This window comes from Natronococcus sp. A-GB7, assembly GCF_029688865.1.
GTDB lineage: Archaea > Halobacteriota > Halobacteria > Halobacteriales > Natrialbaceae > Natronococcus.
In genome coordinates, this window is the sequence record NZ_JARUKV010000023.1 from 18,364 (window position 1) to 38,540 (window position 20,177).

14 protein-coding genes are annotated in these 20,177 nt (G+C 53.5%); 7 read left to right on the top strand and 7 right to left on the bottom strand.

The window, feature by feature from the left end:
- The first annotated feature begins 153 nt into the window (after positions 1 to 153).
- Both QA609_RS18310 and QA609_RS18315 read left to right on the top strand, forming a co-directional pair.
- On the top strand, positions 154 to 1,839 hold the full coding sequence (locus tag QA609_RS18310; protein WP_278304122.1) for a thiamine pyrophosphate-binding protein: 1,686 nt from the start codon (positions 154 to 156) through the stop codon (positions 1,837 to 1,839).
- A 714-nt stretch (positions 1,840 to 2,553) separates the two neighbouring features.
- Entirely contained in the window at positions 2,554 to 3,876 is a 1,323-nt protein-coding gene (locus tag QA609_RS18315) for an aminotransferase class III-fold pyridoxal phosphate-dependent enzyme (RefSeq protein WP_278304063.1), read from the top strand.
- Between the two features lie 222 nt (positions 3,877 to 4,098).
- Here QA609_RS18315 and QA609_RS18320 read toward each other — a convergent pair whose 3' ends face one another.
- From QA609_RS18320 to QA609_RS18340, 5 genes are all read right to left on the bottom strand, one after another.
- Positions 4,099 to 4,476: a M20/M25/M40 family metallo-hydrolase gene (locus QA609_RS18320; RefSeq protein WP_278304064.1), complete on the bottom strand. Its 378-nt coding sequence runs from the start codon at positions 4,474 to 4,476 to the stop codon at positions 4,099 to 4,101.
- A gap of 419 nt (positions 4,477 to 4,895) precedes the next feature.
- Positions 4,896 to 6,305, bottom strand: coding sequence for an APC family permease (locus QA609_RS18325; protein ID WP_278304124.1), 1,410 nt, complete (start codon positions 6,303 to 6,305; stop codon positions 4,896 to 4,898).
- Positions 6,306 to 6,874: 569 nt separating this feature from the next.
- Positions 6,875 to 7,567, bottom strand: a complete 693-nt coding sequence (locus QA609_RS18330; RefSeq protein ID WP_278304065.1) for a carbon-nitrogen hydrolase family protein — start codon at positions 7,565 to 7,567, stop codon at positions 6,875 to 6,877.
- Positions 7,568 to 7,874: 307 nt separating this feature from the next.
- The gene (locus QA609_RS18335; protein ID WP_278304066.1) at positions 7,875 to 9,101 is read right to left on the bottom strand and encodes a CaiB/BaiF CoA-transferase family protein; all 1,227 of its coding nucleotides are present in this window, start codon (positions 9,099 to 9,101) and stop codon (positions 7,875 to 7,877) included.
- 2 nt (positions 9,102 to 9,103) lie between these two features.
- Positions 9,104 to 10,267, bottom strand: a complete 1,164-nt coding sequence (locus QA609_RS18340) for an acyl-CoA dehydrogenase family protein (protein WP_278304067.1) — start codon at positions 10,265 to 10,267, stop codon at positions 9,104 to 9,106.
- 173 nt (positions 10,268 to 10,440) lie between these two features.
- On the opposite strand from QA609_RS18340, the gene QA609_RS18345 reads away from it, so the two are divergent.
- The 3 genes from QA609_RS18345 to QA609_RS18355 all read left to right on the top strand — a co-directional run bounded on the left by QA609_RS18345 (position 10,441) and on the right by QA609_RS18355 (position 15,919).
- Positions 10,441 to 12,465 carry a hydantoinase/oxoprolinase family protein gene (locus QA609_RS18345; protein WP_278304068.1) on the top strand — a complete coding sequence of 675 codons (2,025 nt, stop codon included), beginning with the start codon at positions 10,441 to 10,443 and terminating at the stop codon, positions 12,463 to 12,465.
- Positions 12,466 to 12,467: 2 nt separating this feature from the next.
- On the top strand, positions 12,468 to 14,438 hold the full coding sequence (locus tag QA609_RS18350; protein ID WP_278304069.1) for a hydantoinase B/oxoprolinase family protein: 1,971 nt from the start codon (positions 12,468 to 12,470) through the stop codon (positions 14,436 to 14,438).
- A gap of 122 nt (positions 14,439 to 14,560) precedes the next feature.
- Positions 14,561 to 15,919, top strand: a complete 1,359-nt coding sequence (locus tag QA609_RS18355) for an aspartate aminotransferase family protein (RefSeq protein WP_278304070.1) — start codon at positions 14,561 to 14,563, stop codon at positions 15,917 to 15,919.
- Positions 15,920 to 15,962: 43 nt separating this feature from the next.
- Here the strand turns inward: QA609_RS18355 and QA609_RS18360 are convergent, their stop codons facing one another.
- Positions 15,963 to 16,460: an Lrp/AsnC family transcriptional regulator gene (locus tag QA609_RS18360; RefSeq protein ID WP_278304071.1), complete on the bottom strand. Its 498-nt coding sequence runs from the start codon at positions 16,458 to 16,460 to the stop codon at positions 15,963 to 15,965.
- 577 nt (positions 16,461 to 17,037) lie between these two features.
- On the opposite strand from QA609_RS18360, the gene QA609_RS18365 reads away from it, so the two are divergent.
- Positions 17,038 to 17,145 (top strand): hypothetical protein, encoded by a 108-nt coding sequence (locus tag QA609_RS18365; RefSeq protein WP_278304072.1) that lies wholly within the window; start codon positions 17,038 to 17,040, stop codon positions 17,143 to 17,145.
- A gap of 579 nt (positions 17,146 to 17,724) precedes the next feature.
- Complete coding sequence (locus QA609_RS18370) at positions 17,725 to 18,747, top strand: agmatinase family protein (RefSeq protein ID WP_278304073.1); 1,023 nt, start codon at positions 17,725 to 17,727, stop codon at positions 18,745 to 18,747.
- A gap of 18 nt (positions 18,748 to 18,765) precedes the next feature.
- Here the strand turns inward: QA609_RS18370 and QA609_RS18375 are convergent, their stop codons facing one another.
- On the bottom strand, positions 18,766 to 20,139 hold the full coding sequence (locus QA609_RS18375) for a sodium:solute symporter (RefSeq protein WP_278304074.1): 1,374 nt from the start codon (positions 20,137 to 20,139) through the stop codon (positions 18,766 to 18,768).
- Positions 20,140 to 20,177 lie beyond the last annotated feature (38 nt).

The following is a 20,177-nucleotide window of genomic DNA, read 5'->3' on the forward strand; positions in this document are numbered from 1 at the left end:
ATTTCTGATGAATACCGGACTCGTCCCGTGCGTCTCACTCGAAGACAGGAAGGAACTCCCGAAGATCGCGAGCAGTCACTTCCCGACCACCGGCCTGTCCGGACGTACGGACCGACCCAAACTTATTTAGCCACTTGTTTGGTGCTAACAGATATGACAACCGCCCGAACAGGGGCCGAGTACGTCGCCGAGGCGTTGGAACAGTATGGAGTGAAACACTTCTTCGGTAATCCTGGAACAACTGAACTCCCGGTCGTCCAGGCGCTGAGCGAGAGTTCAATCGAGTACGTCCTCGGTCTTCACGAAGACGTCGCCGTCGGAATGGCTTCAGGCTACGCCAGAACGCGGCGCTTTCACTCCCACCACGACGACCAGGTCAACCCGATAGGGATCGCCAACCTGCACGTTGCTCCAGGTCTCGCACACGGGATCGGCAACGTTATCGGCGCCTATTTCGCCGGGTCGCCGTTGCTCGTGACGGCCGGCAATCACAGCACCGACTTCCAGCATGAAGAGCCGATTCTCTCCGGCGATCTCGAGGCGATGGTACACCAGTACACGAAGTGGAGCGCCGAAGTCAAATCCGTCGATGCTCTTCCGACGATGTTACGCCGCGCGATCCGCTACGCACTCACCCCGCCGACCGGTCCTGTCTTCCTCGGCCTTCCACTGGACGTGATGCTGGACGAGACGGACCGTGAGGTCGAACGCCTCGGGCCGATTCCGAGTGCCGGACGCGGCGACGCCGAATCCATCGCGGCCGCCGCCTCCGAGATAGCCGATGCAACAGAGCCAGTGATCATCACCGGCGACGAAATCGCCCGATCCGGACCGGAGGCCGTCGATGCAGCCGTCTCGTTCGCTGAGGCGAGCGGTGCCCGAGTTCACGGTGAGTTCCTTCCCGGAGAAGTCAACTTCCCAATGGGACACCCTCAGTGGGGTCATCACGTCCCCGGGACGGAAAATCAGTTCGCCGAACTCGTTGATACCGACACGGTCGTTCTCGTCGGCTGTTCGTCGCTGACAACGTCGATCCGCCATGAGGAACCGCTCTTCGCGCCGGAGACAACGATTATTCAGATCGGACCGAATCCGCGCGAACTCGGCAAAAACCGCCCGGCCGATATCTCCGTGCTGGGTGATCCCGGCGCCGTCATGAGCGAACTGGCCGTAGAACTCGAATCGCGCATCTCGGCGGACGAACGGCAGACGCGAATCGAGACCGCTCGCGAGGCGATCAAGGCGTTCAGCGAACAGCAACGACCTGCTGGCACGAACGATGATGATCCTCGTGCGTCGAAAGATGAACTCGGACAGGCAATGTTCGAATCCGCGTCGGACGCCTTCCTCGTCAACGAAGGCGTTACGAGCGGACGAGCAGTTCGGTGGCACGTTCCATACGGCCCCGAAGGAAAGATCGCGAACAAAAGCGGTGGGCTTGGATACGGACTCCCGGCGGCGGTCGGCGCGGCGATTGCTGAACGCGAACGACCCGAGTCGCGGGATGTAGTCGCGTTCATCGGCGATGGATCGTATTTCTACTATCCACAGTCGATTTACTCCGCCGTTCGGTACGATGTCGATCTCACCGTCGTCGTCGCGGATAATCGGAACTACCGCATTCTTAAGGACAATACTCTTCGGGTACTCGGTGGCAGCGAGGACGAGCACGATTTCGTTGGGATGGATTTCGAACCGGCCCTGAATATCTCCAAAAACGCAGAGAGCTACGGTGCAAACGGCCGGATAGTCAAATCTGCGAGTGAAATCACCTCAGCAATCACCGATGGCCGGCAACAAGACGGCACGACGGTATTAGACGTACTGGTTCACGATTAGTTTATAATTGTTCCGTCACACCTTTGTTCTTCACCGTTTACTCCAAGGATGGCTCAACGTCGTTAGCAACGACAAACGAACCCACCAGCTCGAGGACCAAGTAAATAACAACTCTACTCCGTACTAGGCCAACCACCAGCCCGTCCGATAATGAGGTCACCACCGCCTCAGACGAGGGTTCCAGTACAGGTTGTGCGACCTCACACAGTCCAGTAACCACCAACCCAGGGCGACTGAGCCGACTACTTTTGTTTTGAACGGCGCTCTGATTGCCACCCAGTACTCATCACGGCGACGGTGTCCTGGCCATCTCTGAGGGATTGTAGAGACATACTTTTTGTGAACGTCTATAACGATTACAGCACCTGGAATCTGGGGTACCATTCACAGACGGATAGTCTCGAAGTAGTCAATGCCAATGGCAGCGAGAGGTGTGTGGTTAGCGTTCCGACTCTGCTGAATATCGGCAATCGGGATTCGAGAACTCGTTTTTGCTGGTTGATCCGGCTGTCCCCATGTACGAACTACGCCTACAGCGCCGATTGGCCCGATCACTTCGGCTACACGCTTGGCCTTTCGAGGTAGAGTAACGGTGGCCAGTGAGTGGATTGATAAAATGATCGGACCGCTCGAAACCGTGCTCAAGAATGCTTGTGATGTACGCGTCGAGTTCTGGCCGGTGTATTTATACAATAGTATGATGTGTGTGATGGTATGGCATCCGAACGACCGAAGCCGGTAGAGGAGCGCTCCTCAATGCCGGTTCCGCACTGGTACACCGCGGACGAAGAGGTGGCGACGCTCATTGACGGGAATGGTGTCACCGTCTCCGACGCCGACGGTACGGACTATCTAGACTTCCAGTCACAGTTGTACTGCGTCAACGCTGGCCACAGCAACCAGCAGATTATCGACGCAATCGCCGAACAACTCTCCCGAATTCCGTATGTTTCCTCCGGCAAGCACAACAACACGCGAAGCGAGTTAGCGGCGCGCCTGCTTGAAATCGCCCCAGATCCGATGGCAAGAACCGTCTTCTCAGTCTCCGGCAGCGAGGCAAATGAGACCGCAGTGATGATCGCCCGGGAGTACACCGGTTCGCCGACAGTGCTCACCCGCTGGCGGTCATATCACGGAGCAACCTACGGGGTGGCTAGCTTGACCGGCGATACGGATACCCGAACCGCTATTGAAGCCCACGCGGCGACCACAGGGAACGCTAAGTTCTTGCCGCCGATCCCATCTGCGTTTGGTGGCGCGACAGGTGAAGAACTCGCCGAAAGGGCTGCGAACCACCTCGAATTCGTTATTCGTAATGAAGGACCAGACTCGATCGCTGCGCTCCTGACTGAGATCGTCGCTGGCTCTAGTGGGGGGTTTACCGCTCCACCAGGGTATTATGAACGGGTCCGGGAACTCTGTGATGAGTACGATATTATTTTGATTGCCGACGAAGTGATCACCGGTTTCGGTCGTTGTGGCGAATGGTTCGGCGTTGACACCGAGGATATCAACCCGGATATGATGACATTCGCGAAGGGCGTCACAAGTTCATACGTTCCCCTCGCAGGCGTCATGGTGAGAGAAGAGTTCGCAACCCATCTTGAGGATGATGGCTTCGACGTTGGGCAAACTTTCGCCGGCCATCCGGTCGGGTGCGCGGCTGGATTGGCCGCGATCGATGCGTACGAGGATAATCTCCTCGAAAATGCACGGGCAATAGAACCGCGACTGAAAGCCGGCCTTGAGACTATCGATGAGCGGTTCGATGTCGTCAGCTCTGTCCATGGTCGGGGGCTTCTCTGGGGTGTCGAGTTCGCCGACCCCGGCACCGGCGAGCCGTTGGTTGATCCGCGGGTGTGCGGCGCGGACAATCCTGTCAAACAGGTTCTGAAGCATGCTAGTAACCAAGGTGTGTTGTTCGGACTTGGCCGTCCGGGAATTCAACTGCTCGTCGCCCCGCCGCTGTGTGTTGATGAGACCGAGATCGACAAGGCGATCGCCGCGCTCGAATCCAGCATCAAAGCAGTGTTCTGAGTTAGCGGTTCGGCTCGTTTCAGTGGCGGTTCCGTAGCTCAGTGACTCCTCAGCACGATTCGTTCGAGTGGGATAAGCCTCTTTATCGCCATCACTGAGATCGTCATCGCGACAGCGGACCTCGCAATTCAATTGTAGTGAAGTCGGATGTGCTCCCCGCTGTATAGTCTACAGGAAGTCTACTATGACTAATGAAGGGATGTTAAGAGATTAGTTCGAGAGCTATCTAGTCATTTCAGCGTACACTTCTGAATCCGTGATGGCGTCGTCCCAGTCGGTGTACTCGGCTTCATCGTGAGTTTTCTTATTGATGCTCGGGACGAAAAGCATCGCCGTTTTCGTAGAGTCGTTTAAATAACTTGCCTCGTGCCCCGTACCGCTGATTATAGTGGGGTGTGACGTGTCTACTTTACGTGCTGCTTTGATCGCGGCCTTAATAACCATCGGCGAAAACTCGGTATGTGTGATTTGCCAGATCTCCTTGAGATCGTAGTCGGTTCCCTCACGTTCGCAGGAGTTCTCCACGACGGCATCGTTATAATTTCCGACGCCAGCCGTGAAGCGGACCTCCGAAGGGATGATCTTAATTGGACGGAGCAAACATCAAGTTTGCCGACAGTTATAGCCATATCCGTTGCCAACTGATTCGGGAACCGGCGAACAGCTCTAACAGTATCTGAAGCGGTGAAGAGCGCGTCCTTGCGCGAATGCATCGAAGAGGGGCCTGCGTGGTCGGAGTCACCAGAGATTGTCGACTCGAGCCCAGCCATCCCGTAGACGCCTTCAACGACTTCGACGGTGATTTCCTTTCCTTCCAGCTTTGGACCCTGTTCGATATGCAGTTCGAGGAACGCGTGATACTCCTCATGCGGTTCGCACGGTTTGTTCACGTAATAGCCGATTTCCTCCGGTGCCTCCTCCACAGTAACGCTGTCACTGTTGGTCTGAGCAAGCATGTCCTCAATATCGAATTTGCCGGCGAATCCGTCAAAACGGGTTTAAACCTTCCAGAGCCCGGCTTAGTCGTCTTTCAAAGCGCTCACCTTTTCAGCTACTTCCTCAGCTGTCTCCACTTCAGAATCTCCAGAGAGTAGATAGAGTACGATTCCCAGGACGCACCATCCGAGGACGATCAGCCATTCGTACGGCCAGAGTAGTGCAGATTGACCACCAGGGAGATAGAGAAAAATGAAAATTGCCGTCGTAATGAACGCAACTACTCCCACAAACAGCCCAGCCGGAACCTTATAGGGACGTTCCATTTCTGGCTCGCGATATCGAAGAACTAGGAACGAGACAACAACTAAAAACCAAGCAACGACAATGCCGAGTCCTCCAGCGTTAACAATCCATGTCAGCATCTGTTCACCGAAAAACGGTGCCAGTACGGACAGCCCACCGACTAACAGGATGGCATTGCTGGGGGTGTTGTACTCTGGGTGTACTTTTGAGAGAAACTCTGGAAGCATACCAGATTCCGAAAGAGCGAACAGTGCTCGGCTGCCACCAATAATGAAAGCATTCCAGCTTGTAAGGATTCCTGCCACACCTGCAAGTGCCATAATTTGGCCGATAGTCTGGCTATCATAGAGGACAGCCATTGCCTCTGCAGCTGGGAGGGGGCTTTCGACGAGCTCTGCACCTGGAAGCGCGCGGCTGGATCCCCAAATAACTGCTATATAGAACAGTGCTGCCATTCCAACAGAAAGGAGAATCAAAAGACCAAGCGTTCGTGGCGGTATGTCCGCTTCTTCTGCAGACTGCGGAATAACGTCAAATCCGACGAACATGAACGGCGTCATCAGAACAACAGCAAGAATACCAGCAGTTCCTGCACCAAATGAACTGTCAGGAGATGGTTGACCACTAGTAACTGCGCCAGCAATGAGTACGACACCTGCAAACGCAATAACGAGGGTCATGATTATCTGAAATTGCGCTGCTATTTTAATTCCGATATAATTCAGATACGTGACTCCTACCGTTCCAAGTACTCCCACGAGAATCCAGGTCGCATAGACGGGTTCACCAGCTACACTCCAGAGTGGAAATGTGTTGAATCCGGGGACAATAAACGCCATCGCAGACGGTAACGCAACTGCTTCAAAAGCAGCCACTGTAACATAGCCAAATATGATCGCCCAAGTACAGACAAACGATCCTATCGGACCAAGTGCGCGTAGGCTGTAAACGTGCTCTCCACCGACTAGTGGCATTGATGAGGCTAATTCGCTGTATATGACTGCAACTATACAGACGACGAACCCACCGATGAGGAACGCCGTAACGGCACCTATTGGACCACCATCTTGGACCCAATCACCAGTGAGGATAATCCATCCCCACCCAATCATAGCACCGAACGACAAGATTAGCATCTCTTTTTTTCCAAGTGTTTTTTCTAAGCCACTTTGTGATTTTCCTGACATATTTAACCTATAGCCTATTGGTAAATGAGGTATGAGGACGACCATCAATATACTTTTCGAATATTGTGAATTCTATCCTAACGGACCCTCTGCGAATGTACCAGATCCAATTTCAAGATGTATAATTGAATACTGTTTACAGTCATCTACAATGTGGCATATAATTAAAAAGCAACTATGGAGAAATCCAATAAAGGGTCAGCGATAGCATCTGTACAGGTGTAACTGTAAGACTACCCGAGAGGAATTGCAACAAAGCCAGTCGAAGTGATAGAGGGACTCAATAGATACATCTGTACTTCCACGAGAAACAGAAATGAGACTACTTCATCACATTGTCCACAAAATTATGATTTTCCAGTTCAACTGTGATACCGCACAGTACCTGCTGAAATGCTATTCCCGCACAGAAGTGTTCAATTAGACAGCACTACACTACCCGAGGAATCACTAAGCTGGACAGCTCTAAAATTCTCATTCTCTGTGATTGCTATCATAGATTTCTGGTCGTCGATCATCAATATATCGGAGGGTTTCAGCGCCTTCCGCTTGTAGCTCAACGGCCGCAGTCAACTCGGTGGTGATATCTTCGCCGCCTGAGACAAGAGCCTGCCCCGCTCATTGAAAATCGCGCTTTTGCCAAAGAATTCAATACCCCGTTCTTCGCCGACTCGATTACAAATGATATGCGGTCGAATATTTTCGAGCGCTCGGACTGCCCCAAAGATTGGCTGGTCAGATTGGAACGGCCGCATGTTTGCGAGTGGCGTAATCAGAATTTCAGCACCAGCTAACGTCAACTGTCGTGCAACTTCTGGAAATTCAACATCATAGCAAATTTGAATACCAAGAGAACCCGCACTGGTTTCAAAAACCGGAAATGATGAGCCGGCATCAAAGACCGTTCCTTCCTTCCCATAAAGGTGTGTCTCATGATATGTTCCGATGTGTTCCCCTTGATCGATGATAGCCGCAGAGTTATACTGCTCCTCGCTGTTTTTAGTCACGGTACCAATGACTACAGTTGTCTCCGTTGCAGCAGCAGTAAGCTTGTTGATAGCCTCCTCTGCTTCTTCAACTACGGCCGCTTCTAGCTTTCCTACGTGGTATCCTGTGAGGAACAACTCAGGGAAGACAAGCAAATCGATTTTGTCAGCTGTCGCTTTCTTTATCGCTTCCTCGGCGATGCGAGTATTGTACTCGATATCTCCAAGAGTAGGTTGAGTCTGGACAGCTCGAACGTCAATAGTGCGTGTCTCCATAGTCTCTCCAATGTTTTCTTTTGACTTTATATTATCACAAAACCGGAGCCTCGGCTGTTATGGTGGTTTATCTATACCTGAGCCGGAGATATACAACCAATAGCGAAGCTAAACACGGCTAACATCGGTTACCTCATCTAATACAGCCAGATATCACCCAACTACTACCGTTCCCGAAGTATACGATTCGGCTAGCGAGGAGACTATCAGTTACGGATTCTTTGCACTGGTGACTGACTTGGCTTCCAGACAACATATGTGAACATTCGATCCATCTGGCCGGCCAATTCATAGCCTTCGCAATTGATCAGATGATTCCCTGATTGGTGAGTTGGGTAATCTCTTCCATCTCGAAGCCTAGCTCCTGAAGAATATCTTCCGTGTGTTCACCAAGTAGTGGTGGGTGAGTCTCAATACTAGCTGGAGTCTCTGAGAAATGCATTGGACATCCGGCCATCTCAAGAGAATCAATAGTCGGATGCGATATTGTTTGACGCATATTTCGTGCTTGCACCTGTGGGTGGTCAAACACCTCCTCTAAATCACGGACGCGGCTTGCTGGAACGCCTACTTCCTCCATACGAGCAACAATCTCAGCAGTTGTATACTGAACAAACTCCGCTTCGAGGATTTCGTCAAGCTCTGCCCGGTGTTCGACTCGCTTTGAATTCGTTTCGAACCGCTCAATATCGAGTAGGTCTTCTCTGTCGATAGCACGACAAAACCTTGGCCAGATCTGCTCAGATGCAGAAGCAACTACAGCATACCCATCGCTGGTTTCAAAGGCCTGATATGGTGTGATCGTCGGGTGTTTACTTCCCATCCGTTGTGGTGGGTCGTTCGTTGCGAAATAGTTTGAAGCCATATAACTCATCCACGCGACCTGCCCATCGAGAAGACTTACGTCGATCTTCTGGCCACCCCCATCGCCGAGCTCGCGGTGTAAAAGTGCGGCAAGGATAGCCTGAGTAGCATACATTCCGGCTCCGATATCAGCAATCGCGACGCCAACCCTAACTGGTGGACCGCCTTCCTCACCAGTAATACTCATCATACCACCCTCTGCTTGCATCATGATATCATAGGCAGGACGGTCCTTGTATGGTCCCCATTCTCCATATCCAGAGAGTGAACAGTAGATAAGCGAGGGGTTCTCTTCGCGCAGTGTCCCGTAGTCTAATCCCCATTTCTCCATCGTTCCGACCTGAAAATTCTCTACCAGAACATCTGCTTCGGTTGCAAGCTCACGAAAGATTGCTTGTCCCTCTTCACTCGCAAGATTGAGCGTCAGCGAGCGTTTATTCCGGTTGACACTCACATAATAGGCACTCTCCTCGCTGTCACCAACGGTTGGAGGATGCCAGCCACGCGTTTGGTCACCACCATCTGGCCGCTCGATCTTGATAACATCTGCTCCAAGATCACCAAGTTGCATCGTACAGAAGGGGCCAACAAGGACCCGTGACGCATCTAAAACAGTAATTCCTTCCAGCGGTCCTTCCTCACCAGCTGCGTCGCGTGCTTCGCCGACCATACTTATTCGTAGGCAGCGAACCCAGTTAGGTCCTCTCCGAGGATGAGCGTATGAATATCGTGTGTTCCCTCGTAGGTATAGACTGTCTCTAAGTTAGCCATATGTCGCATTGGCGAATAATCGGCCGTGATTCCATTTCCGCCGAGTACTTCTCGAGCAATACGCGACTGATCACGAGCCATTCGGACGTTATTGCGTTTAGCTAGCGAAACATGTTGTGGTCGAAGTTCACCCCGTTCTTTCAGGTCAGCAAGTCTGTGGGCCAGCAACTGAGCTAGTGTAATTTGTGTTGCCATCTCCGCTAGCTTGTCCTGTTGGAGTTGAAACCGAGCAATTGGGCCACCAAACTGCTCGCGGTCGGTCGCATACTGACGGGCAGTCTCAAAGCAGTCTCGCGCTGCTCCAACTGCACCCCATGCAATGCCGTAGCGAGCCTGTGTAAGACAGGAGAGCGGCCCCTTCATCCCCTTCACGTCTGGCAGCAGATTTTCCTTCGGAACCCGAACGTTCTGAAGGGAAATTTCGCCAGTGATTGACGCCCGCAGAGATAGCTTTTCATCGATTTTGTTTGTCGTCACACCATCCCGATCCGTTTCGACCAAGAAACCCCGCACCGGTGTATCTGGATCAGACCGGTCTCGAGCCCAGACGATGGCAACATCGGCGATTGGGGAGTTCGTAATCCACGTCTTTGATCCGGATAGGATGTATTCATCTCCGTCTTGTTTGGCATACGTCTCCATTGCTGACGGATTCGATCCATGCTCCGGCTCAGTCAATCCGAAACAACCGACGGCCTCACCTTGGCCGAGTTTGGGAAGCCACTGTTCTTTCTGCTCTTCAGAGCCGAACGCGTGAATTGGATACATAACGAGTGCACCCTGCACCGAGGCCATCGACCGAAGTCCAGAATCACAGGCCTCGAGCTCCTGCATTAGCAACCCGTATGCAGTCTCACTAACATTGGGTGACCCATATCCGTCTAAGTTTGGTGCATAAAATCCCAGCTCGCCCATTTCTTCAATAAGATCGGTTGGGAACGTTCCATCGATCCAGTGCTCACCAATGGCCGGTTGCACCGACTCTTCAACGAATTTCTGTGCTGTGTTTTGTATGAGCTGCTCTTCTCCCGAAAGGTCTTTTTCCAGCTGAAGATAGTCGAGCATCGACTATCTGTTTTATTTATAGTGAATTAAGCTTATCGAACGCCTTTCAACTACACCCCTATCTGAGGACAGTGGTTCAATAGCGAGTTAGTATATTAGACTATATACGAAATCACCTACAAAATAATAAAAATTTATATAGGTCTTCAGCTACTAGTCATTGTGATCGTGATATGATACGGTCTGGCGTGGATATTGGTGGCACCTTTACAGACGTGATCGTGTTTAACGAAGAGACCGGTCAAATAGATATTGAAAAAACGCCGTCAACCCCAGCAAACCCAGCAGAGGGAGTGATAAACGGACTGCTAAAGGCAGATACTGAGATCGATGATTTAGACTTTTTCTCCCATGGATCGACTGTCGGCACGAACGCACTCATTGAACGGGAGCTTCCCAAAGTAGGTCTCATAACGACTGAAGGTTTTCGAGACGTCCACGAGATTCGTGATGGAACGAAAGACAACCTCTGGGATGCATACGAAGACGTTGCAGAGCCATACGTGCAACGTCGTGACCGACTTGAGGTCCCTGAGCGCGTTAATGCTGCTGGAGATATTGTTGGTGAATTAGACGAAGACGCTGCTCGTGAAGCGGCCCAAATTTTCAAGAAGCGAGGGATTTCAACTATCGCGATCTCGCTGATTAACGCCTATCTCAATGGAGATCACGAACAGCGAGTAGCTGAGATCGGAGCTGAAGAGCACCCTGATGCGTTCGTCTGTACATCTCATGAGATCTTGCCGGAGATGTTCGAGCATGAACGGACGAGCACGACTGTTATCAATGCCGCGTTAGTACCAGTCGTTCGAGATTACCTGACTGATCTCTCATCCCAACTTAGTAACCGTGGATACAACGGCGACGTCCTAGCGATGCATTCTGGTGGCGGTGTCATGACGACAGAGGCCATAGCGTACTACGCTGCTCGTATCGCTAACTCTGGTCCTACTGCGGGCGCAATCGCAAGCCAATATGTAGCCAGCCAGTGTGGTTTCGAGAACGCGATCGGGTTCGATATGGGCGGAACCAGCGCAGACGTCTCGCTCACCTATCAGGGTGATATCGAGATGACTGATGAATGGGCCGTCGAATACGGCTATCCGATTATGTTCCCATCTACTGACATCGAAACAATCGGTGCTGGCGGTGGTTCGATCGCCTGGATCGACGGAGGAGGGTCGCTTCGGGTCGGACCAAAGAGCCAAGGTGCAGATCCAGGTCCTGCCTGTTATCTTCGTGGCGGAGATAAGCCGACTACGACGGATGCAAACGTTATCCTAGGGTGGGTTGATCCTGACAAGTTCCTTGGCGGCGATATGGATGCCACAGCAGAACCCGCAAAAAGGGTCATCGAACGTGATATCGCAGAGCCACTGGGATTAGATCTCACTGAGGCAGCCTCCGCTATCGAGCGTATCGCTGTTGCGAACATGTGTAACGCGGTTCGGCTCGTGTCGACCAGCAAAGGCTACGATCCACGTGATTTCGCACTCGTCGCCTTTGGGGGTGCAGGACCGCTACACGCAGCCCATGTCGCCCGGGAAATGAACGTCCCACAGGTTATCATTCCGTTGTATCCAGGTATCAACTCGGCACTCGGTTGCCTATTAGTCGATGTCGAACACGACCTATCACAGACGCTTATCGAAGACGCAACTGAGGACTCTATCGATGGTATTGAACACGCCTTTGCTGAAATGGAGAGTGAGATCCGTGAACGGCTCGCTGAAGAGGGCGTGGATGATGAAGAGATGCGTATGGATCATGAGATCAAAATGCGCTATACCGGCCAATGGCGTTCGCTCGAAATCTCCTGTGCACGGCCGATCGATAGTATAGAGGAAATTCGAGAGCGGTTCCATCGTCAACACGAGCAAACGTATGCTTATTCAGACGAGGAACAGCCCATCGAAATCTATGGACTCCATGTCACTGGTCGTGGTCTCGTTGAGAAACCCTCGTTCCCAACAATAGACACTGAAGAGAGCGCAGAGGCTCATCGTGGTACTCGAGAAGCGTACTTTGAATCGGCTGGAAGCTACGTTGAGACCGATATTTATAATCGCGATGAACTCGGTGCCGGTGTCTCACTGAAAGGACCTGTGATTGTAGAGCAGATGGACTCCACAGTCGTTATTCCCCCAAATTCGACAGCTGAAGTCGACGAAGTTGGAAATATAATCATTACGGTGTAATAATGTCACAGACTGACCCACAATCCGATATCGACCTCGATCCGGTCACCTTCGAGGTTCTGCGCAGCTCGTTCAAAAACCTCGTCGATCGAATGGCCGAACAGATCCAACGAACCTGCTATTCGTTCGTTATCTACAATCGTGACTTCAGCAACTGTCTGAACGACGCGAATGGAAACACTGTGATGCAAGGGTCCCAAGACATTGCAGTTCACGTTGGGACGCTCCATTACACCTGTCAAGAAACCCTAGAGTATTTCGAAGGGAGGATCGAACCTGGTGATGTCTACATCATCAATGATCCGTACCTGGGAGGAACACATATTAACGACGTTCGGATCTTACGCCCTGTCTTTCACGAGGGTGAACTCATCGCAGTAACTCAGTCGAACGGCCACTGGGCTGACGTCGGTGGTCCAGCACCTGGCTCTTTCAATATTGGAGCCAACGACCACTTCGCAGAGGGACTTCGTATTCCTCCGATGAAAATCTGGGATGCTGGTGAGTTTCGCGATGATGTTGCAAATTTCATGACGACAAATATGCGGCTTTCAGAGGACCGTATGGGTGATTTACGGGCTCAGGCTGAAGCAACCCGCATTGCTGAGGAACGGCTGCTCGAGCTTGTCGACAAATACGGCGTCGATACGGTTCTGACTGCCTTCGACGAATCGAAGAACTATGCAGAACGCATTATGCGTGAGCAGATTCGTGATTTACCAAACGGAACATGGCATACTCAGGACTACATTGACGCAGATGCTGACCAAAGCGACGGATACGTTACCGTTGATGTCGAAATGACCATCGACGACGACGAGGTCCATTATGATCTGTCCGGCTCCGATCAATACATCGGGAACTTCCTGAATGCGACCTTTGGAACATCGTTTTCGGGAGTTGTGGCTGGGACAAAGATGTTCTTCCCGGAAGTGCCGCTGAATTCCGGAATGTACCGGGTTGTCAGTGCTGAGCTGCCTGAAGGAACGGTGGTCAATGCTCCCGAACCGATCCCTGTTACTGGCTCAGTCGCTGGAGCGTACGAAAAGGTAATGAACGCCATTTTCGAGCTTTGGTCGGAAGTACTACCAGAGCGGGCGATGGCCTGTGCGTTTAACCTCGAGTACCTGCTTGCTGGTGGTACCGACAAGCGTCCTAATCACGAAGACAGCGAATTCGCCTGGTACGATTGGATGGCCGGGGGATGGGGTGGTCGGAATGGAAAGGACGGCGCGAACGCGACTGCACCGGTATTCGGTGCTGGGCTCGCAGTGCAATCTCTTGAAGGCCAAGAACGTGATGCACCTCTTCTTACAAGCCAACATTCGATTGTAACTGATTCGGCAGGCCCAGGAGAGTATCGTGGCGGTTGCGGGCTTCGAAAAGGTGGACAAATGCGTGAGTGCGAAAACAGCGTGATCTCCTACTGTTCCGATCGGGCTCGATCGATCACGTGGGGGATCAACGGTGGACTCCCAGGTGTCCCTCACGGCGTAACGCTCACACGAAACGGTAATGCCGAAGAGATGGGGACGGTATTCTCAAGCGAACCCATTAACGAAGGCGACAAGTTCGTTCGACCATCCTCAGGCGGTGGCGGATTCGGTGACCCTCTCGACCGTGATCCAAAGGCTGTATTAGAAGACGTCAAAGACGACTACGTGTCTCTCGAGCGAGCAGCGACAGACTACGGTGTCGTGATCGAAGAGATTGACGCCGACCTCTGTGAATACGAAATTGACTCTGATGCGACTGACGAGCAACGAGACTATATCCGAAAAAACCGAGAAGCGTGGTTACGCGAGGACCCTCAGGCCGTCGTTGATCAGTATCACGATGATGAATTAGACCGCCTCGATCTCATCCGTCGGTACGGAGTCATCCTTGATTGGGCAGAGGGGACACTACTTGAGGAGACAACTATGGAGTTCCGTGAGATGCTTCGACAACGAGCAGTCAGTGACTGGACCTAGATTCCATTCCTCTTTTCACAGAAGACAAGCCACAGACAGTAAGTGGTCGAACCCCATCCGGAATTTTAGTCTGGAATAGAACCAAAGGCAAAAACTATGTGAGTTGATGTCTACAGTCCAATATGGCTACTGGACCGCCAATTGAAGAACTTCACTTCGACAACGCACCGTCAGTTAATACTATTCCAGGACCTGATTCGAAGCGATTACTCGAGCGACAACAGGAAATCGACAGTAGTGCTGTCGCCTATCCTGAACGCATTCCAATTGCCCTCGATGAAGCCCGTGGAGCTACAGTTCGTGACGTAGACGGGAATACGTTCCTCGATTTCTTTGCAGGGATTGGGGTTCTGAACGTTGGTCACTCGAACCCCTACGTAGTAGAAGGCGTCAAAGAACAGCTGGAAACATACACTCATACGATCGACTTTCCGACGGAGGCACGGCTTGATCTTATCGACCGGCTTCGGGAAATTGCTCCCGGGAATCTCCAAAATGCCAGTAAGGTCGTATTCGGAGGACCCACTGGAAGCGATGCAATTGAAGGATCGATCAAACTCGCGAAACATAATACTGGTCGGCATGGTTTGTTAGCATTCGAAGGATCGTATCATGGGACAACCGCTGGCGCTCTCACACTTACTGCTGGAAAACAGTACAAGGAGGGGTATGGTCCCCTGCTTCCGGATGCAGTTCATATGCCATATCCATCGGCGAGTGAGAACGGAGATGTCGACTGTGACCAAGCGCTTGAGGCTACCAAACGAAAGTTCGAGAATCCATATGGTGGCCACGAAACTCCGGCTGGAATTTGGGTCGAACCGATTCAGGGTGAAGGTGGAGTAGTCGTTCCACCAGCAGAATTCCTCCAGGGGTTACGGGATATCGCTGATGACAACGACGCCCTCCTGATCGTCGATGAGATCCAGACTGGTATTGGACGAACAGGAGAGTGGTTTGCCTCAGATCACTTTGACGTAACCCCCGACGCGATTACGATGGCAAAAGCGCTTGGCGGTACCGGGCTTCCGATTGGAGCAACTCTCTACCACGAAAAGTTTGATACTTGGGGATCTGGCGGTCACGTAGGAACGTTCCGAGGAAATGTTCCTGCGATGGTCGGAGGGCTTCGAGCGATTGAGTATATCGAATCACACGGCTTGTTGGCACACGCAACCGAGCTTGGTGCTTATCTTCGAAACCGGTTCGAAGAGATTGCTGCAACAACATCTGAGATTGTAGACGTACGGGGCAAGGGACTCTTCATCGGTGTTGAGTTTGTCGACGAGGCTGGAAACCCCGACAAAGGACTCGTCACAGCCGTTCAGGAACAATGCTATGAGAATGGAGTGCTGGTTTGGAATGCTGGTCGATACAAAAGCGTTCTTCGCCTGATTCCGCCACTTGTTTTGACTGAAAAGCAAGCCGAGATTGGTGCAGACATCATCTGTGAGGCTATCGAAGACGTCACTGGAACTTAGAAACTTTCCCAGTATCTACTCCGTCTTATTTTCTCATCAAGTGTTATAGTATAGAGAGTAGCATGTCTTTGTCATAGTCACGAATCATTCCGATGCTAGTATCTTCTTTGATTGTTGTGATCGCAAACTTTGAACTTGTCCGGCTGATTTCGTCGATTGATTCATACTCTTCTACGAGGCCCTCAACCATATCACGCGACGTAAGCCGTGAAATGACCACAAAGTCTGTATCACCCATTGTAAAATAGACTTGGTTCACGCCATTGATTTCGGCAAGCTTTTGGCCGATTTGTTCGTGATATCCTTTACCGAATTCTGCCCATACTTCCGAAATGATCGTTATCTCGAGTCCGAGCTTCTCCCGATCAATCTCAAATAAATCGTTTTTGATAATACCACTCTCTTTCATATTTTTAATCCGATAATGGACTGTTGACTTGGGGATCCCTGTAACTGCGTGGAGTTCCTCAGTACTGGAGGACTCGTGCTCTGCAATGGCGCACAAAATATCGATATCTCGCTCATCTAGTTCTTCACTCATCAATTTCCAGTGTGTGATGTAACCACTTGATTGTAGGGTGATGATAATCAATCTAATTTACACAAGTTATTGTCATTTGTTCAACTTCTCTCTATTAGCTGGTATTCAGGTGCGTCGAATAGATAATCTTGAGAGCGTTACAGTACCGGAATCGGTGTGAGCACCAGCGTGACGAATACGTTGGCACTGCCGGTGGTTACTACGGTACGTATCGACATTGAATCCGTCTCCATCTCGAACGGCCTGGCTGCGGGAACGTCAATCTTCCACGGGATCGCGGTCATGGCGGCGCCGCCACGGTCGGCTTTGCTGGCTACCTCGTCTGGACCGGGTCTCTGCAGCGGATTCTCCCGTGAACCCCCAGCCACCGCATGGTACGTGGCTGGCAGACTCCTGTATCTACGGCGATAACCCAACCCCATAGAGGCTCGACGCCGATCGCCTTCCTTGCGTACTTCGCCGCGCTCGAGGTCGCCCCCGTCGTACTCGTTATGCCGCTACGCCGAGGGGGGGCGGCGTCGCCCCGATCCCGAACCACGAGCGGTCGATCACGGACCGTCTTGTCGACGACGGAAAGGTGATCGACGTTCCTGCCGAGAGCATCTGTATCCACGGCGACAACCCCAACTCCATAGAGGCACTCGAACGATCCACAACCGCTTCGGCGCAGAGGGGATCGAATTGAAGCGACTCGACGCCCTATGACACCTTTCATGGCGCTCACGGCGGAGTAATCGGCCGGCGATCGCGACTGACCGACGATCAATTCTTGAAACCAGTTCACGGACGCTGGCTCGCCGCCGGCGATCAGAGATCAAATCGACGGGGATCGGGCTACTCACGCGGGAACGGACGCGTCTAGATGGTCCAAGCAGGTTAAAACCAAACACTCATTATATTTGATACGGAGGGGCAAGAAGTATGTCACTCACCACCGCGGTGCGGCGGTGATTGTCCAGTCCCGACGAGATTCTCTACGAGTGTCGACACTGTGGAACGACGGTTGAACCGACCGATCGGCGATGCACGACCTGCGGATCGGATGAGATCGCGGAGTTTGATCCCTCAGAGTACGACGCGCCGTAAGGCACTCGGCCTGATCGAGAGACGGGGAGCAGGCATCGCTTCGAAGATGTTCCGGGAACGTGCCGAGAATGTGCCTGTTCCCCGTCGTCTGGTCCCCGGTCCGCCGCACCTACGTGGTTGTTCGAGAGCAAATGTTCTGCAGTGGCGTTAATAATCCCCAAGACATCCTTCTATGTAGATGACCGACGGAGCACAATCAGGTGGTTCGCGTATCGAATCGTTCGAGCAACGCCATCCGGACGCGAACGTCGAACTGGCCTACGCCGGGATCAAGACGTTTCTGAAAGGCGACACGCGACCCGTCGAGGATCTTGAAGGGGTGGACGTGGGTGTGCTCGGAGCGCCGTACGACGGGGCGGTGAGCAACCGGCCCGGAAGCCGGTACGGACCCGAGTCGATCCGCCGCGCCAGCGGCTGGTGGGCGTACCTCTCGGGATACAAAGGTGGGCTCACCAACATGTATACCGGGGCGCAGGTTGACTACGACGACCTCGAGGTCGCCGACTGCGGCGACGTCCCGGTGTTCCCGATGGATCGAGAGGCGACCGCCGAGAGCATCACCGCACACGTCGCCACCGTCGCCGAGCAGGCGTTTCCCGTCCTGCTCGGCGGCGATCACTACTGTACGTTCCCCGCGTTTCGCGGCTTCGCCGAGGGGAGCGACGCCGACGCCGTGGGGCTCGTCCAGATCGACGCCCACACCGACACCGTCTCGGAGAGCGCGGTCTTCGGCGAGCACTTCCACGGCTCAAGCACGAACCTGATCGCCGAGAGCGAGCACACCGCGTACGAACACGTCAGCCAGGTCGGCATCCGCGGCTACGAGAGCCCCGAGTTCTTCGAGTTCGCCGACGAGACCGGCCTGAATCTCTACACGATGGCAGATATTCACGATCGCGGGATCCAGGCGGTGATCAAGGACGCGGTCGCGGCCGCCGCAGTCGACACCGACGCCGTCTACGTCACGTTCGATATCGACGGGGTCGATCCGAGCGTCGCGCCGGGCACAGGAACGCCCGTGCCCGGCGGGTTGAGCGCGACGGACGCGCTGGCGGTGATGCAGGTCCTCGGCGCGCACGACGCCGTCGGCGCGGTCGACATGATGGAGGTCGCTCCGCGCTACGACCCAACCGAGGGCACTCACCGGTTGGCGGCTTATCTGCTCATTACGCTGCTCGAGCGCCGGTTTGCGGAACAGTAGGTACTGCGGCGGTGAACGCTAGGGGTTGCCGTCACTGGTGAGGAGAGTCACGCCAACGAGCACGAGCAGATTCGTGCTAATCCCGTACAAGATAGGGACGGTCGAGTCGAGACCGTAGACGTTGAGGCTGAGCAGGATTACGGCAATGCTCGTCCCCATCGCCGCGATGACGCCGGTCGAGGTAGCCCGACGCCAGAAGAACGCGGCCAGCACCGGGACGAACAGCCCGCCGGTAAGCAGCGCGTAAGCGATGTTGAGTGCGTTGATCACGTCCTGGATCAGTACGGCGATCGCGATCGCGACCACGCCGAATCCGAGGATCAACACTCGCGTCCACCGGATGAGTGATTCCTCCCCATCGTAGTCCAGCACCGGATCGAGGATGTCGTTGACCAGCACCGTCGAAGAGGCGAGGAGATTGCTGTCGGCAGTCGACATCGTCGCGCTGATCGCTGCCGAGAGCAACAGCCCGGCGAGCCCTGCCGGCAGCAACGAGAGTGTCAACGCCGGAAACGCTCCGCCGCCGTTCTGGAGGTCAAGTGTCACGAGTGCAATCATGCCGAGAACGGCTGCGACGATACCGTAAGCGACCGAGTAAAAGCCGGCCAGGAGCGTACCGGTGCGGGCGGTCGCGTCGTCTTGGGCGGTGAACACGCGCTGCCAGATGTCCTGGCCGACGATCATCCCGAAGAAGTAGAGGACGAATAGCGTGAAGATCTCTCGCGTACCGACCCCGACCGGTGACGTGTGCCCGGCGTCGAGTTGGTTCTCGAGTCCCTGCCAGCCGCCGACTTCGAACAGGCCGAGCGGTAACAGCAGGAAGAACACGCCGACGGTCATGATGACAAACTGGAGGAAGTCAGTGATAGTGACCGACCACATACCTCCAGCGGTGGTGTAGGCGATGATCACGCCGCCACCGAGGACGATCGCGAGCGGCAAACTCACGTCGAAGATGATGCGGAGGATTTCACCGATTGCCGTCATTTGTGTGACGACGAGCAACAGGCAGTTGACGATGACGATCACGGCACTGACGTACCGTGCCCCCTCGCCGAACCGGTCGTGGAGTGCCTCGGAGAGGCTGACCGCGCTGAGTTCCGAGAGCCGAGTCGAGAGCAGGATGCCGAGTGCGGTGATCCCCAGCCCGATCCAGATGACCAGCCACGCCCCCGAGAGCCCGTCCTCGTAGCCGAGTTCGGTCCCGCCGATCGTCGAGGCGCCGCCGAGGATCACGGCCGCCATCGTCGGGCCGTACATCCACAGCGGCAGTCGCCGCCCGGCGACCCAGAAGTCCTCTTCTGTCTTAGTCATTCGGGCGCCGTAGTAGCCGACGCCAAGTAGTACAACAAGATACGCTCCGATCGCGAGATAGTCAAGTGATTCTGGCATTCGCTCGTATTCGCCATGGAAACAACACCGAAAAATAA

Coding starts and splice junctions, on each gene's coding strand:
- QA609_RS18310 (WP_278304122.1), top strand. CDS start 154: ATGACAACCGCCCGAACAGGGGCCGAGTACGTCGCCGAGGCGTTGGAA.
- QA609_RS18315 (WP_278304063.1), top strand. CDS start 2,554: ATGGCATCCGAACGACCGAAGCCGGTAGAGGAGCGCTCCTCAATGCCG.
- QA609_RS18325 (WP_278304124.1), bottom strand. CDS start 6,305: ATGTCAGGAAAATCACAAAGTGGCTTAGAAAAAACACTTGGAAAAAAA.
- QA609_RS18330 (WP_278304065.1), bottom strand. CDS start 7,567: ATGGAGACACGCACTATTGACGTTCGAGCTGTCCAGACTCAACCTACT.
- QA609_RS18335 (WP_278304066.1), bottom strand. CDS start 9,101: ATGGTCGGCGAAGCACGCGACGCAGCTGGTGAGGAAGGACCGCTGGAA.
- QA609_RS18340 (WP_278304067.1), bottom strand. CDS start 10,267: ATGCTCGACTATCTTCAGCTGGAAAAAGACCTTTCGGGAGAAGAGCAG.
- QA609_RS18345 (WP_278304068.1), top strand. CDS start 10,441: ATGATACGGTCTGGCGTGGATATTGGTGGCACCTTTACAGACGTGATC.
- QA609_RS18350 (WP_278304069.1), top strand. CDS start 12,468: ATGTCACAGACTGACCCACAATCCGATATCGACCTCGATCCGGTCACC.
- QA609_RS18355 (WP_278304070.1), top strand. CDS start 14,561: ATGGCTACTGGACCGCCAATTGAAGAACTTCACTTCGACAACGCACCG.
- QA609_RS18360 (WP_278304071.1), bottom strand. CDS start 16,460: ATGAGTGAAGAACTAGATGAGCGAGATATCGATATTTTGTGCGCCATT.
- QA609_RS18370 (WP_278304073.1), top strand. CDS start 17,725: ATGACCGACGGAGCACAATCAGGTGGTTCGCGTATCGAATCGTTCGAG.
- QA609_RS18375 (WP_278304074.1), bottom strand. CDS start 20,139: ATGCCAGAATCACTTGACTATCTCGCGATCGGAGCGTATCTTGTTGTA.